The following is a 16011-nucleotide window of genomic DNA, read 5'->3' on the forward strand; positions in this document are numbered from 1 at the left end:
GGCTTGCCCGCGATGGGAGCACCACGGTTTTGAGGCAGGCACCGATCTGTTAAGGGGAGAAGTGGCATGAACAGGACCATCACATTCGCCAGTTGTGCCCTGGTTATCGGGGTGGCGCTGATCTGGCTGGGGGTATCGCGCACGTCGCCCCCGGTCATGCTCAGCGAGGTGACACTGCCCGATACCTGGACCGGCCAGACCCTGGAACGTGATGGCGTGTCCGTGGTGCTCGACATGCGAGCACTGGCCGAAGATGGCGTGCTGCGTGAAGGCGAATTCGCCGATGTGCGATTCCGCGTCACGGACAAGGCTTCAGGCCAACCGCTGGCAGGCGTCGCCCCGGGTGCCTGGCTCGACCCGGAAACCGTGGCCGCCGACCAGGCCCAAGGGCGCGAACAGAGCTGCAAATCCCGGGTCGGCGTGTTCCTTAAATCGAGTATCGGCGCGCGACCGCTGCTCGACCTCAACAGCTACTTCCTGCTGGTGATGAACCGCGATGCCAGCGTCTCGGTGGTCGATCCCTCGGTGTCGGTGGGCGGGATCACCAGCACCCTGACCCGCATCGATCTCAAGCAACCGCCGATGGACTGGGTGACGCCACGGGACAACAAGCGGGTCTTTGTGTCGATGCCGGCAGCAGGCGAAGTCGCGGTGATCGACAGCGAACAATTCAAACAGCTGGACTCGGTGGCGGCTGGCAGCAACCCGGTGCGGGTGGCCTTGCAACCGGACGAACGCCTGCTGTGGGTGGGCAACAATGCCAAGTCCGCGGAGCAGTCCGGGGTCACTGTGATCGACACCGCCAGCCTGAAAACCCTCAAGCACCTGGCCACCGGCAGCGGGCACCACGAAATCGCCTTCAGCAAGGACAGCCGTTTTGCCTTTGTCAGCAACCGCGACGACGGCACCCTGAGCATCATCGATATCGCCAGCCTGACCCTGATCAAACAGCTCAAGACCGGCTCGCACCCGTTGTCGGTGGTGTACTCGCCGCTGTCTGGCGCTGTGTACGTGGCCGACGGCAAGGACGGCACCGTCACCGTGGTCGATGCCGCGAGCCAGTCGGTGCGGCGGGTGATCAGGATGAAACAGGGGCTCGGCCCGATGGGCTTCAGCGCCGACGGCCGTTTTGGCATCGCGCTCAACACCCTGGAAAACCGGGCCTCGGTGATAGACGCCGCCACCGATTCGCTGATCCATGAACTGGACGTGTCCGCCGAACCCTATCAAGTGGTGTTCACCAAGGCCTATGCCTACGTTCGTGGCCTGGCGTCGTCCAAAGTGACCATGATCAACCTGTCGTCGCTGGGGGAAGGCCGCCAGCCGATCAGCCAGGGATTCGAGGCGGGTACCCAGCCACCACGCCTGGCCGGCGACTTGCCGCTGGCGTCGAGCCTGGCGGTGTCACGGGATGACAATGCGGTGTTCGTGGTCAACCCGGTGGACAACACCACCTACTTCTATGCCGAAGGCATGAACGCGCCGATGTCCGGCTATCCCAATCGCGGGCAAGTGGCGCGGGCGGCGCTGGTCATCGACCGCAGCCTGCGCGAAGTCGAGCCGGGCCTGTACAGCGCACGGATCAAACTGCCACCGGCAGGGCGTTTCGACGTGGCGTTCCTGCTCAATCAACCGAACATCATCCATTGCTTCAGCACCGTGGTCGAAGCGAGCAAGAACACCGTGCAACACGCCGGTGTGCCGAAAGTGGAGTTCATGCTCGACCACTCCACCGTCGCGCTGGGCAGCCCATACGTGGTGCGCTTGCGCATCGTCCAGGGCAAACAAAAGGCCCGGCTCAGCGGCGTCAAAGACGTGCAGGTGCGCTACTTCCTGGCGCCGAGTTCACGGTCTCAGCTGGTGGCGGCACGGGATGTCGGCAACGGGGTTTATGAAGCCCCGGTCACCCTCGACCAGACAGGCGCCTGGTATCTGCACGTGCGTGCGGCATCCCTGGGCGCGACCTTCGACGACCAGACGTTTGCCAGCGTTCGGGTGTTGCCCGGCGAAACTCATTGAGAGGACATCGACATGAACCGATTTGCACATCGTGGACTGCTGACGCTCTGCCTGTTGGCCGTTGGTGTCGGCCAGGCCCTGGCTCACTCGGCAGATGAACATGCCGGCCACACCCGAGCGGTGAAAAGCGCCAGTTCGGAGACTGCCCAGGTCAAGTTCGCCGACGTGGCACTGGTGGACCAGAACGGCAAGACCGTGCGCCTGGAAAAGGACCTGGTGCAAAACAAGATCGTGGTCATGAGCTTCATCTACACCAGTTGCACCACGGTCTGCCCGGTGGTGTCGTCGATCATGGGCAAGGTGCAAAAGCAGCTGGGGGCACGGGTCGGCACTGAAGTGCAGCTGGTGTCGATCAGCATCGACCCGCAGCGCGACGACGCCAAACGCCTGAACGATTACGCACGTACCTTCCAGAACGGTCCGGGCTGGAGCTGGCTCACCGGTTCCCCGCAGTCGGTCAACGAAACCCTCAAGGGCCTGGGCAGCTTCAGTGGCGACTTCAAAAACCATCAACCCCTGATCCTGGTGGGTGACGGCAACAGCCGTCACTGGACCCGTTATTACGGTTTCACCGACCCGGCCGTGCTCAGCCGAGAAGTGGAAAAACTCAGCGGCGAGCGCAATGCCCACGCCAAACACACTGCCATTGCCATGGAGCATCAGCCATGAAAGCGCTCGCCTTGATCCTCCTGACCATGTGCTTCTGCGTGATCAGCTTCCTGGCGTTTTCCCATGAAGGGCATGGGCAAACGGTGCTGGCTGCCGCTGAAGCACCGGCGACGTCCGGGATGCCTGCGGCGTCTGCGCAACAACCGGCCAGCGGTACCCACGATGCCAAAACCTGGTTCACCGACACCCCGTTGCAGGACCAGAACGGCAATACCCTGCGCTTCTACAGCGACGCACTACAGAACCGCGTGGTGCTGCTCAATGTGATTTACACCAGCTGCAACGATGCCTGCCCACTGATCACCCAGAAACTCAAGCAAGTGCGTGAAGTGCTGGGCGACAAGGCGGACGGCGTCACCTTTATCTCCCTTACCAGTGATCCGCTGCGGGATACTCCAGCGGTACTCAAGGCTTACACCTTGAAGCAGGGCGTCGATGGCCCCCACTGGCTTTTTCTTACCGGCGACAAGGCGCAAATGGATCTGGTCCTGGGCCGTATCGGCCAGATCGTGCCGACCCCCGAGCAGCATTCCACGCAGTTGATCGTTGGCGACGTGGCCAACAAGCGCTGGAGCAAAATCCGCCCCGATGCCCCGGCCGCCGCCATTGCCCAGCGCTTGCAGTTGCTGACAATGCCCGTGGCCGGTCGCTGAGTGCGCGTCATGAAAAACGCCCTCATCCTCGGCCTGCTCCTCCTCGCAAGCGTGAGCCTGACCGTCCGGGCGCTGCCGCTGTCTCCCGGCGAAAGCGCCGGCAAGCGGCTGTACCGCGAGGGTGTGTCGGCCAGCGGTGAGCCGATCATGGCCCGGGTCGGGGCGGCGGACATGGTGCTGCCGGCGACCAGCCTGCCGTGTGCCAATTGCCATGGCACCGATGGCTTGGGGCGTCCCGAGGGCGGGGTGCGGCCGCCGGAATTGACCTGGTCGCGGCTCACCAGCACCTATGGCCAGCAGCAGATCAATGGGCGCAAGTACCCGGCGTATACCGAAAGCACATTGGCCAGGGCGGTGCAGGAGGGGCGCGACCCCGGCAACAATCGTCTCGACCCGGCGATGCCGCGGTTCGTGCTGTCGATGAACGATCAGCGCAACCTCACGGCTTACCTCAAGCGCCTGGCCGATGACCGCGATCCGGGCCTGAGCCCCGACAGCCTGCACCTGGGCACCTTGCTGCCGGCCACGGGCGCGTTGAGCGAGGAGGGCGCCACAGTGGCGGCGGTGCTCAAAGGCTGTATCGCACGCATCAATAAGGCGGGCGGGATTCATGGCCGGCAGTTGCACCTGACCATCCTCGACCCGGGGCCCGATCGTGCCAGTGCCGTGCAAGCATTGAATCAACTGATCGAACAGGAGCAGGTGTTCGCCCTGATCGCTCCGCTGGCACCGGCCCTCGAGGCGGAACTGGCACCGCGCCTGGAACAGGCCGGTGTGCCGCTGATCGGGCCACTGTCATTGCAAGGCCCGGCCCAGGTCAGCCGGCAGATTTTCGAACCGCTGCCGGGGTTGCGTGAGCAAATGATTGCCCTGGCCGATTACGCCGCCACCAGTCTGCGGGTGTTGCAAGGGCCCACGCTGATCACCTACTCGGACGAGCCCGGCCAACGGCTGGCCGCGGAGAACCTCGCCCAGTACCTGCAAGACAACGCCTGGCAGAAAGTGCGCCTGCAACTCTGGCCGTCGGCGCCGGATGAATTGCCGCTGGGCTCGCGCTCGGTGTTCTATCTGGGCAACAGCAGCGGTTTCAGTCGCCTGGCCGAACGCTTGCAGACGGCGGGCCAGGTGCCCTACCTGTTCGCCGCGTCGAATCAGGTGGCAGGCGACCTGTTGCAGATGCCCGGCGCCTTTTCCCGACGGGTGTTCCTGGCCTATCCGTTCGTGCCCGGCGACTGGACGCCGGGCGGGCGGCTGGCCCTGACCCAATTGCGTGAACAGCAGAAGCTCGGTGGCGAGCATGCGGTAATGCAGGTCGGCGCGTTCAGTTCGATGATGTTGTTCAGCGAAGGCATGAAAAGGGCCGGGCGCGACGCCAGCCGCGAAAAGCTGGTCAGCGCCCTGGAGGGCCTGCATGACTTCGATACCGGACTGACCCCGCTGATCAGTTTCGGACCGGGTCGCCGCCTGGGCCTCAACGGCGCCCATGTGGTCACGGTGGACCTGTCCGACCAGCGTTTCTATCTGGTTGCCCCTTACAAACCCATTGCCGCCATGCCCTGACCGGAGGCCGAACATGAAACTCAACACTGTGCTGATCCTGTTGACGTTGTGGGTGCCTGCGGCGTTTTGCAGCAATGGCCAGGTCGCGGCCCGGGTCAATGGCGAGGAAATTTCGCAGTTGCGCCTGGAGCGCTATTTTGCCGAGTACCTGGAGGATCAGGGCCGGGCGGTCGCCAGCATCCGCAGTCCCAGCGCCTACAAACAGTTGCGCAAGGCTGCGCTGGACGCCTTGATCGACAAGGAATTGCTCTGGCAGGAAGCGGTCAGGCGCGGGGTGGTGGTCAGCGATGCCATGGTGCAGAGCCAGGTGGACCAGACGCGTCAGGCCATGGGCGGCGCGCAGGTGTTCGCCCGGCGCCTTGAGGATGCCGGTTTCGATGAAGCGGCTTATATCGAGTACACCCGCCGGGACCTGGCGGCGCAGAAGATGTTCAGCGAACTGACCAGGGTCAGTGAACCGGACGAGCAACAGGTCCATGCTTTTTTCGAAGAGTACCGCGCCCAGATGATCCGGCCCGAGGAAATACAGGTCAGGCATATCCTGATCAAGGTGCCTCAGGGTGCGGATGCTTCCACTGTTACATCAGCGAGACTACGATTGGAGACAATGCGCAAGAGGATTGCAGAAGGGGCAGACTTCGCCAGTGTCGCCCGCAGCGAATCCGAAGACGCATCGGCCAGCCAGGGTGGCGATTTGGGCTACTTTCCCCGCGGGCGCATGCAGCCCGAGTTCGAGGCGGCAGCCTTTGCCCTGGCACCGGGAGCGGTCAGCGAACCGGTACGTACGGCGGTTGGCTGGCACTTGATCTATTTACAGAACCGAATGGAGGCAGCGGATGTCACAGAGGAGCAAGGACTTGACATGGTTCGGGCTTACCTTGCCCGACAGAAACAGGTCAAAGCCCGTCTGCAGGTTCTGGCACAGCTGCGTTCCAGCAATCGGATCGAACGGATCGACGACGATTGAGCGGTTCCCCAACAGTGGGGAAAAGGTTCAATGCACACCCGTTCGGTTTTCCCCGCTTTTGGGGGGTGGGGTACGTGGACGAAAAGGCATTGTTTTTAAATTCAAGGACATGAAGCGATAAAACGACCGGCGCTCAGCCTGGCATGAAGTGTGCGTTAGACCTTGTAAGGCGCGCACTCCGCCAGGTTCGGTATTCGGCCCTGCGGTTTCAAGGAGTCCACCTTGTTAAACAAAATACTGGTTGTCGAAGACGAACAGCTACTTGCCAAAAACCTCCAGGATTATCTGCAGGTGCAAGGGCTGGAAGTCCGGATTGCTCATAACGGGGCAGAAGGCATCGATGAAGCCGAAAGATTTGCCCCCGATGTGATGGTGTTCGATTACCGCTTGCCGGATATAGAAGGCTTTGAGGTGCTCGATGCCGTCCGCCAGAACAGGAACTGTCATTTTGTGCTGATCACAGGGCACCCAACCGCAGAGGTTTGCGAGCGGGCCCGGCAACTGGGAGTCAGCCATATCCTGTTCAAACCGTTTCCATTGGCGGAATTGGCCCGTGCAATTCTTGATCTTCTGGGGATGCAGCGCGAACCCAAGACAGGCATGAACACATCCGAAGGATTCGTCGAACGACGCCAGAGCAGGACCGAAAGTTTCCCGCTGCAGTTGTACGACGGTAGTTGGGTGCTTGCCGATCGCCGAAAAAATTCGGCCGCCAGGGCGCCAGACGACGAACAATTGCTCACCGGGGAGTAGTGGCGCGACAAGACGTTCCGGCACCCGCCGCAATTGCTCGCCGCGCCGACAGGGCTCAAAGCCCCGGGCGTTGGAGAGCAAGCCATGGACCGTCTATCCCTTGTCGTCGATGCAGTGCCGCTCGAATGTGTACCGACCCGGTTTTCCAGTGAGCAATTGGCCCAGGCGCGTTCCCTGGCCGTCAGTTCCGGCGAGCGAGTCTTGCAAGCCCTCGGGGAGCTGTGCGATCTGGCCCCCATGCCTTTCATCCAGTGCCTCGGCGCTACCCTGCATTATCCGGTGCTCGACACCGACAGCCTGTTTCAAGCCACCCCGGTGTTCGACCGGGTCACCCTGGCCCAGTGCCTCAAGCGCGAATTCACCCTGCTGCGTCACAACGATGAGGTCATTGGCGTATTCGCCGACCCCTTCGATACCGCGCGCCTGGCCTGGATCGACGATTGCCTGCACGGCGCACCGCTTTACCTGGTGCACGCCGATGACCTGAAAGCCTACCTGGCGCGCCACGAAGAGAGCTTCCACGCCGTGGAGTCGCTCAACGCCCAGGCCGACGGCAATACTGAAATCGATACCCTGCAAAGCCTGTCCCTGACCAGCATCAGCGAAGACTCCAGCGTGGTGGTCAAGCTGGTCAACTCGACCCTCTACGACGCCCTGAAAATGCACGCCAGCGATATTCACCTGGGCACCACCGGCAGCGGCCTGGTGATCAAGTACCGCATCGATGGCGTGCTGAACAACATCAGCAAGATCCAGGGCAGCGAGTTCGCCGAGCAGGTGATTTCCCGGGTCAAGGTCATGGCCGAACTGGACATCGGCGAAAAACGCGTGCCCCAGGACGGCCGCTTCAAGATCGGCATCAGCGGTCGGCAGATCGACTTCCGGGTGTCGATCATGCCGAGCATTTTTGGCGAGGATGCGGTGCTGCGGGTGCTCGACAAACAGGACCTGGCCGACAAGGTTTGCGGCGTGCAGTTACAGGCCCTGGGCTTTGAAGAGGAAACCCTGCGCCAACTGCGCCGCCTGGCCGCCGAACCCTACGGCATGGTGCTGGTCACCGGCCCCACCGGCAGCGGCAAGACCACCACGCTGTACGCGATGATCACCGAGATCAACCACGGCGTGGACAAGATCATCACCATTGAAGACCCGGTGGAATATCAGCTGCCGGGGGTGCTGCAAATTCCCGTCAACGAGAAGAAAGGCCTGACCTTCGCCCGCGGCCTGCGTTCGATCCTGCGTCACGACCCGGACAAGATCATGGTCGGTGAAATCCGTGACCCCGATACCGCGCAAATCGCCGTGCAATCGGCACTCACCGGCCACCTGGTGTTCACCACCATCCACGCCAACAACGTGTTCGATGTGATCGGCCGTTTCACCCAGATGGAAATCGACCCCTACAGCCTGGTCTCCGCGCTCAATGCCGTGCTGGCCCAGCGTCTGATTCGCCTGGTCTGCGCCAGTTGCAGCGCCCCCTACACCCCTGGCGAAGAAGAGCTGGAAGCCTCGGGGCTCGATCCGCAACAGGTCGCGCATTACCACTTCGTCCATGGCAAGGGTTGCGGCCATTGCCGGGGTACCGGCTACCGGGGACGCAGCGCGATTGCCGAGTTGCTGCACCTGGACGACGAACTGCGGCAAATGATCGTCGAGCGCCAACCCATTTCGAAAATCAAGGCCCACGCCTGCAAGCGTGGCTTGCGCCTGCTGCGCGAATCCGCGCTGGAACTGGTGCAACAAGGCCGGACCACTCTCGAGGAGATCAATCGTGTCACTTTTATCTCGTGAGCGTTATGTCGCCGTCCTCGGCGCCAGTGGTGTCGGCCTCGGCCAGCGCCAGGGCAGTCAAACCCTGTGGCTGGGCAGCGTCGGCTTCATCGATGAAGGTTTCCTTGCCTGGACCGTCGCCCTGGAAACCCTCGACCGCCTGCTGGGCGAACATGCCCGCGCCGGAGCGGAACTGACCGTGGTGATCTCCGGCCACTTCAGCCGCTTCTGCCTGGTGCCCTGGAGCGACCAGATCGGCAGCCCTGACGAACTGCTCGGTTTTGCCCAGCTGTGCTTCGAAGACCTCTACGGCGCCCCGAGCCAACCCTGGCGCCTGGTGCTCTCGGCCGAACCCGCCGGCTACGACCGGATTGCCACGGCGCTGCCACAAGACCTGCTGGAGCGCCTGCGCACCCTGGTCAGCGGTCGGGGCCTGCGCCTGCGTTCGGTGCAGCCGTACCTGATGGCGGCGTTCAATCATTTCGACAGGAGCTTCGACGCCGGGGACTTCCTGTTCGTGGTTGCCGAGCCGGTGCGCAGCGTGTTGCTGCTGGCCCGTGAAGGGCGCTGGACGGCGGTGCGCTCGGTGGGCAGCAGCGACAGCGATGCCGCGCTGACCGCGCTGATCGGTCGCGAAAGCCAATTGCAGGCCTCCACCAGCGAACGGCCGCTGAATGTTTACCTGCACGCTCCGGCGCGCATCGACTCGCACCCTGATGTACCCGGTGTGCACCTGCGAACCCTGGAAGAGGACCGGACAGACGTACGCGATTGCCTGTACGTCATGTCCCGGGCGGTGGCCTGACATGCGCGCCTTGATGCTCGACTTTCAACCCCATCGCCGCTCGACCCCGCTGGGCTGGAGCCTGTTGGCCGGTGGCGTGGTGCTGGCGCTGACCTGCGTGGTGATCCAGCAACACCTCAGTGTGGAGGCCGAGCAACAGCAAGGTCATCTGCAAACCACCCAGCGCGTCCTCACCGGTGACACCGGCACCAAGGTCAGCCTGACCCCGGCGGAAACCCGCGAGCAGGCGCAGAACCTGGCCGAAATGCGCAAGGTGTCGCAGCAATTGCGCCGGCCCTGGGAACGGCTGTTCGCCACCCTCGAAGCCATGCCCCGCGAGAACATTGCCTTGCTGACCCTGACCCCGGACGCCCGCAAGGGCCAGGTACGGATCAGCGCCGAGGCGCGGGACCTGGAGGCCATGCTCGATTTCCACCAGCGCCTCGAAGCCACCGACGAGTTGTCCGACGTGTCGCTGCTGAGCCACGAAATCGTTGCCAACGTGCCGGAGCAACCTGTCCGGTTCAACTTGTCGGCTACCTGGGAGATTGGCGATGCAAATCCCTAGATTGATCGTCCACGAGTACCTGCAACGCCTGGGCGTGCCTGGCCTGGCGGGGCTGGCCCTGCTGATGCTGGCCTTGACCTGGGGCCTGGCCGGGCTGTTGCCGGACTGGCAATCGTTGCAGAGCCTGAGCCAGCAGACCCGTGAAGCCAGCGAGTACCTGGCCAAGGTCGAGGACGGCACGGTGGCCGCCCCGGTGGTGCCACAACGTCAGCTCGATGATTTCCGCAGCAAGTTGCCGTCGCAGCCCCAGGCGACAGTGGCCATCGACAAGATCTACGCATTGGCTGCCCTGGAGCACATCACCCTGGCGCGTGGCGAGTACTCGCTGGGCGTCGATCCCAAGACGCACCTGGCCCGTTATCAGATTCTGCTGCCAGTGCGGGGCAGCTACCCGCAACTGCGGCGCTTCCTGCACGCCTTGCTCCGCCAGTTGCCGGCAGTGGTGGTGGAGGACGTGGAGTTTCAGCGCAAGAAGATCGCCGACACCGACCTGAACGGGCGGATCCGCATGACCCTTTACCTGTCGAGGTCATGATGAACAACAAACGCGCAGTGGGATGGGTGGCGTTCCTCGGTGTGGCCGCGGCGCTGACCTGGTTGCCCGAATATTTCAAACAGGCCGATGACACCGGGGTCGACGTGGCCGCGGTGGCCACGCCCGCCAAAGACAAGGTCCGTGGTGCATTGCCGGCCGCCAAGGCCGCCGAGGCGGCAGCGCAAATCAAGGACCTGAGCCCGGCCGGCGACCTGTTCGCCGCCCGCAGCTGGAAGGCCGCACCGACCCTGGCCAGCGTCACCGAACAAGCTGTCAACGTAGCTCCCGTGGTGCAGGTCCCCACTGCACCGCCAATGCCTTTCCAGTTCATTGGCAAGATGGATGACCGCACCGACCTGCAAGTGTTTTTGCAGAACGGCGAGAAAATCTACGTCGTGCGCAAAGGGGATGTGATCGACGAAACATGGAAGATCGAGGGGATTTCCGATCTGGAACTGAGCCTCGTCTATTTGCCTCTGCATTTGTCCCAGACCCTGTCTGTGGGGAGCGAGCAATGAACAAATCCCGTTTGCTGTTGAGCATTGGTCTGTGTGCCGGGCTGGTCGCGTGCAGTTCTTCGCAGGTTGCCAGGGATGAAGCGTCGGAACTGATGGAGTCGGGTCAGTACGAAGCCGGTCTGGCACGGATCGAGGAGGGGTTGCGGCAAAACCCTAGAGATACCGAATTGCACCTGGCACTCAACAGCAACCGTGCCCGTGCGGTGACCACGCTGTTGACCCAGGGCGACATGGACCGTGCCCAGCGCGATTTCGCTTCGGCCCGTATGGCGTACGGCCGGGTGTTGACCATCGAACCGAACAACCGCCGGGCCCAGGACGCACTGCGCCAGCTCGAGCACATGCGCAACCTGGATGAAAAACTCGAACTGGCCCGTGGCGACCTGCGTCGTGGCGACATCTACGGCGCCGACCGTCAGGTCAAACAGATCCTCGAACTGGACCCGAACAATGAAGGCGCCCTGGCGTTGCAAGGTGACATCCGCCTGGTGCAGAGCCGCAACGTGGTGCCTTATCCACAACTGCGCACCCGCCTGGACAAACCGGTCACCCTGGAGTTTCGCGACGCCAACCTCAAGACCATCTTCGAAGTGCTGTCCCAGGTCGCCGGGTTGAACTTCATCTTCGACAAGGACCTGCGCCCGGACATGAAAGCCACCATCTTCGTGCGTGACGTGCGCATCGAAGACGCCGTGGAACTGCTGCTGCAACAGAACCAGCTGCATCAGAAAGTGGTGAACGAAAACACCCTGCTGATCTACCCGGACACGCCTCAGAAGCTCAAGGATTATCAGGAGCTGGTGATGCGCACCTTCTACCTGACCAGCATCGATGCCAACACCGCGCTGAACATGGTCAAGACCATGCTCAAGACCCGCGATGTGTTCGTCGATGAACGCCTTAACACCCTGACCATGCGCGACACCGGCGACGCGGTGCGCATGGCCGAAAAACTCCTGCAATCGCAAGACCAGTCCAACCCGGAAGTGGTGCTGGAAGTGGAAGTGATGGAGGTCGCCACCCAGCGCATTCTCGACCTGGGCCTGCAATGGCCGAACACCTTCGGTGTGGTCAACAGCGACGGTTCGGCGGTGAGCATTCTCGACCAGCTCAAGGGCATCAACTCCAGCCGGATCACCATCTCGCCTTCGCCACAGGCCAAGATCAACGCCCAGGACAAGGACATCAACACCCTGGCCAGCCCGGTGATCCGGGTGAGCAACCGCGAACAGGCGCGCATCCACATCGGTCAGCGCGTGCCGATCATCAGTGCCACCTCGGTGCCGTCGACCCAGGGACCGGTGATCACCGAAAGCGTGACATACCTCGATGTCGGTCTGAAACTGGAGGTGCAGCCAACCGTTCACCTGAACAATGAAGTGGCGATCAAGGTCGCCCTGGAGGTCAGTAACGCCACGCCGCTGGAACCGACGCGCCAAGGCACGATTCCGGTTCAGGTCGACACCCGCAACGCCCAGACCACCCTGCGTTTGCATGATGGCGAAACCCAGATCCTGGCCGGGCTGATGCGTAACGACCATGGCGCCACCGGCAACAAGATTCCGGGTCTGGGCGACATTCCCGGCCTGGGTCGTCTGTTCGGCAGCAACAAGGATGACGTCAGCAAATCCGAGCTGGTGCTGTCGATCACGCCACGGATCGTGCGCAACCTGCCGTACCAGAGCCCGTCGGACATGGAATTCCCCACCGGTACCGAAACCAGCATGCACATCCAGGCGCCGGACCGCCGGCTGGAAACGCCGACCCAACCTGAGTCTCCGGAACAACCTCTGTCTTCGGTACAGGCTAAGTCTTTGGTACAGGCTAAGCCTTCGGTACAGGCTAAGCCTTCGGTACAGGCTGAGCCTATCGGTCGGCCAGTCACCGCAACCAACGTGCAAGTCAGCGTCGGGAAGCCTTGATCATGAACGCCTCGCAACGCGGTTTTACCTTGATCGAAGTCGTGGTAACGCTGGCCCTGATCGGCCTGCTGGCCGGCATGGCCGCGCCGCTGACCGAGACCGTGGTGCGCCGGGGCAAAGAGCAGGATCTGCGCACCGCGCTGTACCAGATCCGCGATGCCATCGACGCCTACAAGCGGGCCTTCGATGCGGGCTACATCGAGAAGACGCTCGACAGCAACGGCTACCCGCCCAACCTGAAAGTGCTGGTCGATGGCGTGCGTGATGTACGCAGTGCCAAGGGCGCGAAGTTCTACTTCCTGCGGCGCATTCCCCACGACCCGCTGGCGGCGGTCAAGCGTGACGACGAAGGTGGCTGGGGCTTGCGCGCTTATGACAGTTCGGCTGAGAACCCACGGGATGGCCAGGACGTCTTCGACGTCTACTCCAAGGCCCGTGGCAAGGGCCTCAACGGCATCGCCTACCGGGAGTGGTGAGCATATGCGTCGGGAAAAGGGTTTTACCCTGCTGGAACTGATGGTGGTCATGGCAATCATCGCGACCCTGATGACCATCGCCTTGCCACGTTATTTCAACAGCCTGGAGGCCTCGAAAGAGACCACTTTGCGCCAGAGCCTGTCGGCAATGCGCGAAGCGCTGGACCACTACTACGGCGACACCGGGCGCTACCCCGACTCCCTCGACCAACTGGTCGAGTTGCGTTACCTGCGCAACTCGCCGACGGACCCGATCGCCGAGCGCAAGGACACCTGGGTCATGGTGGCGCCGCCTGACGGCGTGGCCGGTGGGGTGGCGGATATCAAGAGTGGTGCCACAGGGAGGGCGCGTGATGGCAGTCTTTATTCCGAGTGGTAGGCCTGCTGCAGAGGACGGCTTCACCTACCTGGGTGTGCTGTTGCTGATCATGGTGATGGGCATGGCCCTGGCCAGTGCCGGCGAATTGTGGGCCACCGCCGCACGGCGTGACCGCGAACGCCAGCTACTGTGGGTCGGCACCCAGTACGCCCAGGCACTGCGCAGCTACTACCGCAGTTCGCCAGGCCTGGCCCAGTACCCGAAAGACCTCGCCGACCTGTTGCAGGACGAGCGTTTTCCCAGCGCCAGGCACCATCTGCGCCAGCTCTATCCAGACCCGATAGGCAATGGCGAATGGTTCCTGATGCGCGGCTTCGACGGACGCATCACCGGCATCAGCAGCACGTCCACGGACAAGCCGCTGAAACAGACGGACTTTCCTACCCAGTGGTCCGACTTCAACGGCATGGCCAGCTACAAGGACTGGCAGTTCGTCGCCGAGAAGGCCTTTACCGACGGCGCGTCGGGACCGGTGAAAGCTCAGTCCACGGCACCTCAGGCGTTGCAGCCATGAACCGCTTCTGTGTGGCGCTGATCCTGGTGTTGAGCACCGGCGTGGCCTCTGCGGGCGAGGAGGACGAGATGCTGGGTTTCATCATCGACGACACGATCTCGCATATCGGCCATGACTTTTATTACTCATTCAGTGAACGCCTGCGCGCCACCAGCCCGATGGATTTCAACCTGGTGGTACGCGAACGACCTTCGGCTCGCTGGGGCAGCCTGGTGACCGTGGAATATCAACAACACTTGGTTTATCGGCGCTTCCTGCCGCCGAACACCGTGGACCTCAAGGACGACGCCTATAACGCCGCCGACTGGGTACGCGGGCAGATTACCCAGCGCAAGCTGGAGACCTTGTTACAGGACACCACGGACCTTGAGAGGGACGAACTATGAAAACGAAAACGTTTTTGCAGCACGCGAGCTGGTGCTTGCTGGGGCTTGGAAGCTGTGCACTGGTCCAGGCCACGGAACTGGTCTACACGCCCATCAACCCCTCGTTCGGCGGCAACCCGTTGAACGGCACCTGGCTGCTCAACAACGCCCAGGCGCAAAACGACTTCGACGACCCGGACTTGAAAAACCGCACCTCGGCGGCCGGGACTTCGGCCCTGGACCGCTTCACCGCGCAGTTGCAATCGCGGTTGCTGGGGCAATTGATGGACAACATTTCTACCGGCAACACCGGGAGCCTGTCCACGGACGCTTTTATCGTCAACGTCGTCGACGACTCAGGGCAGTTGACGATTGAAGTGACTGACCGGGCGACGGGTGAACTTTCGGAAATCAAGGTCAATGGGCTGAATTAATAGGGATTAGGGATGGGGAGTTAAGGACATGAAAAAAATAATAGCGCTAGGGCTGATGTTGGCGGCATTACAAGGGTGTGCACTGCGCGAGCCATTGCCGGCCGAGCAAGACCCGAAAATCCCGACCCTGACCCCCAGGGCCTCGACCTACTACGACCTGATCAACATGCCACGGCCCAAGGGCCGGTTGATGGCCGTGGTGTACGGCTTCCGTGACCAGACCGGACAGTACAAGCCGACCCCGGCCAGTTCGTTTTCCACCAGCGTCACCCAGGGCGCGGCGAGCATGTTGATGGACGCCTTGCAGGCCAGCGGCTGGTTCGTGGTGCTGGAGCGTGAGGGGCTGCAAAACCTGCTGACCGAACGCAAGATCATCCGCGCCTCGCAAAAGAAACCGAATACCCCGGTGAACATCCAGGCTGAACTGCCACCGCTGCAAGCGGCGAACATGATGCTCGAGGGCGGGATCATCGCCTACGACACCAACGTCAAGAGCGGCGGGGAAGGGGCTCGCTACCTGGGCATCGACATCGCCCGGGAATATCGGGTGGACCAGGTCACGGTCAACCTGCGGGCGGTGGATGTGCGCAGCGGGCAGGTACTGGCCAACGTGATGACCAGTAAGACCATCTACTCCGTGGCCCGCAGTGCCGGGGTGTTCAAATTCATCGAGTTCAAGAAGTTGCTGGAAGCCGAGGCTGGCTACACCACCAACGAACCGGCGCAGCTGTGTGTGCTGTCGGCGATCGAGGCGGCGGTGGGGCATATGCTGGCGCAAGGGATCGAGCGGCATTTGTGGCAGGTGGCCGGGGATAACACGCCCGTGGCTGATGCGACGCTGGATCGTTACCTGACTCAGAACAAGGTGACGCCTGAGGGTGAGGATGAGTGAACGAGGCGGCCTTCGGGCCGACCTGATTTCGTGGATGTACTCCGGACCAAGCTGTAGGAGCTGGCTTGCCAGCGAAGACGGCCTATGAGCCGACCTGGCTTTCACGGATGTACTCGATCCCTGTGGGAGCTGGCTTGCCAGCGAAGACGGCCTGATAGCCGACCTATCTTTTGTTGACCGAGTACATATCCATTCCTGCGGCAACGGCCTCCAATGGTTTCGCCCTTACGGCG

At 62.4% G+C, this 16011-nt stretch carries 18 protein-coding genes; all 18 read left to right on the plus strand.

Going from position 1 to position 16011, the window contains the following annotated elements; all coding sequences use genetic code 11:
- Nucleotides 1-66 precede the first annotated feature (66 nt).
- The gene (locus GPL81_RS18725) at nucleotides 67-2019 is read left to right on the plus strand and encodes a YncE family protein (RefSeq protein ID WP_160107907.1); all 1953 of its coding nucleotides are present in this window, start codon (nucleotides 67-69) and stop codon (nucleotides 2017-2019) included.
- A gap of 12 nt (nucleotides 2020-2031) precedes the next feature.
- Nucleotides 2032-2688: an SCO family protein gene (locus tag GPL81_RS18730; RefSeq protein ID WP_160107908.1), complete on the plus strand. Its 657-nt coding sequence runs from the start codon at nucleotides 2032-2034 to the stop codon at nucleotides 2686-2688.
- Entirely contained in the window at nucleotides 2685-3341 is a 657-nt protein-coding gene (locus GPL81_RS18735; RefSeq protein WP_160107909.1) for an SCO family protein, read from the plus strand. Before GPL81_RS18730 ends, GPL81_RS18735 begins: the two co-directional genes overlap by 4 nt.
- Before the next feature lie 9 nt (nucleotides 3342-3350).
- Nucleotides 3351-4901: a cytochrome c/ABC transporter substrate-binding protein gene (locus GPL81_RS18740; RefSeq protein WP_160107910.1), complete on the plus strand. Its 1551-nt coding sequence runs from the start codon at nucleotides 3351-3353 to the stop codon at nucleotides 4899-4901.
- Nucleotides 4902-4914: 13 nt separating this feature from the next.
- On the plus strand, nucleotides 4915-5868 hold the full coding sequence (locus GPL81_RS18745) for a peptidylprolyl isomerase (RefSeq protein WP_160107911.1): 954 nt from the start codon (nucleotides 4915-4917) through the stop codon (nucleotides 5866-5868).
- Between the two features lie 222 nt (nucleotides 5869-6090).
- On the plus strand, nucleotides 6091-6621 hold the full coding sequence (locus GPL81_RS18750) for a response regulator (RefSeq protein WP_160107912.1): 531 nt from the start codon (nucleotides 6091-6093) through the stop codon (nucleotides 6619-6621).
- 84 nt (nucleotides 6622-6705) lie between these two features.
- A complete protein-coding gene (locus GPL81_RS18755) occupies nucleotides 6706-8412 on the plus strand; it encodes a GspE/PulE family protein (RefSeq protein WP_160107913.1) in 1707 nt (568 codons plus the stop codon).
- Nucleotides 8393-9196, plus strand: coding sequence for a hypothetical protein (locus GPL81_RS18760; RefSeq protein ID WP_160107914.1), 804 nt, complete (start codon nucleotides 8393-8395; stop codon nucleotides 9194-9196). The genes GPL81_RS18755 and GPL81_RS18760 overlap by 20 nt, the downstream gene beginning before the upstream one ends.
- 1 nt (nucleotide 9197) lies before the next feature.
- Nucleotides 9198-9743, plus strand: a complete 546-nt coding sequence (locus GPL81_RS18765) for a pilus assembly protein (RefSeq protein ID WP_160107915.1) — start codon at nucleotides 9198-9200, stop codon at nucleotides 9741-9743.
- Nucleotides 9730-10278 carry a GspMb/PilO family protein gene (locus GPL81_RS18770; protein ID WP_160107916.1) on the plus strand — a complete coding sequence of 183 codons (549 nt, stop codon included), beginning with the start codon at nucleotides 9730-9732 and terminating at the stop codon, nucleotides 10276-10278. The genes GPL81_RS18765 and GPL81_RS18770 overlap by 14 nt, the downstream gene beginning before the upstream one ends.
- Nucleotides 10278-10796: a hypothetical protein gene (locus GPL81_RS18775; protein ID WP_096512404.1), complete on the plus strand. Its 519-nt coding sequence runs from the start codon at nucleotides 10278-10280 to the stop codon at nucleotides 10794-10796. The genes GPL81_RS18770 and GPL81_RS18775 overlap by 1 nt, the downstream gene beginning before the upstream one ends.
- Nucleotides 10793-12718: a secretin N-terminal domain-containing protein gene (locus GPL81_RS18780; RefSeq protein ID WP_160107917.1), complete on the plus strand. Its 1926-nt coding sequence runs from the start codon at nucleotides 10793-10795 to the stop codon at nucleotides 12716-12718. The genes GPL81_RS18775 and GPL81_RS18780 overlap by 4 nt, the downstream gene beginning before the upstream one ends.
- A 2-nt stretch (nucleotides 12719-12720) precedes the next feature.
- On the plus strand, nucleotides 12721-13194 hold the full coding sequence (locus tag GPL81_RS18785; RefSeq protein WP_096512402.1) for a type II secretion system protein: 474 nt from the start codon (nucleotides 12721-12723) through the stop codon (nucleotides 13192-13194).
- Nucleotides 13195-13198: 4 nt separating this feature from the next.
- On the plus strand, nucleotides 13199-13573 hold the full coding sequence (locus GPL81_RS18790; RefSeq protein WP_160107918.1) for a type II secretion system protein: 375 nt from the start codon (nucleotides 13199-13201) through the stop codon (nucleotides 13571-13573).
- The gene (locus GPL81_RS18795) at nucleotides 13548-14087 is read left to right on the plus strand and encodes a type II secretion system protein (RefSeq protein ID WP_160107919.1); all 540 of its coding nucleotides are present in this window, start codon (nucleotides 13548-13550) and stop codon (nucleotides 14085-14087) included. Before GPL81_RS18790 ends, GPL81_RS18795 begins: the two co-directional genes overlap by 26 nt.
- Nucleotides 14084-14473 carry a curli production assembly/transport protein CsgE gene (gene csgE / locus GPL81_RS18800; RefSeq protein WP_160107920.1) on the plus strand — a complete coding sequence of 130 codons (390 nt, stop codon included), beginning with the start codon at nucleotides 14084-14086 and terminating at the stop codon, nucleotides 14471-14473. Before GPL81_RS18795 ends, csgE begins: the two co-directional genes overlap by 4 nt.
- Nucleotides 14470-14886, plus strand: a complete 417-nt coding sequence (locus GPL81_RS18805; protein WP_121102729.1) for a curli assembly protein CsgF — start codon at nucleotides 14470-14472, stop codon at nucleotides 14884-14886. The genes csgE and GPL81_RS18805 overlap by 4 nt, the downstream gene beginning before the upstream one ends.
- Before the next feature lie 28 nt (nucleotides 14887-14914).
- Entirely contained in the window at nucleotides 14915-15778 is an 864-nt protein-coding gene (locus GPL81_RS18810; protein WP_160107921.1) for a CsgG/HfaB family protein, read from the plus strand.
- Nucleotides 15779-16011 lie beyond the last annotated feature (233 nt).

The sequence above is a fragment of the Pseudomonas izuensis genome (assembly GCF_009861505.1).
GTDB lineage: Bacteria > Pseudomonadota > Gammaproteobacteria > Pseudomonadales > Pseudomonadaceae > Aquipseudomonas > Aquipseudomonas izuensis.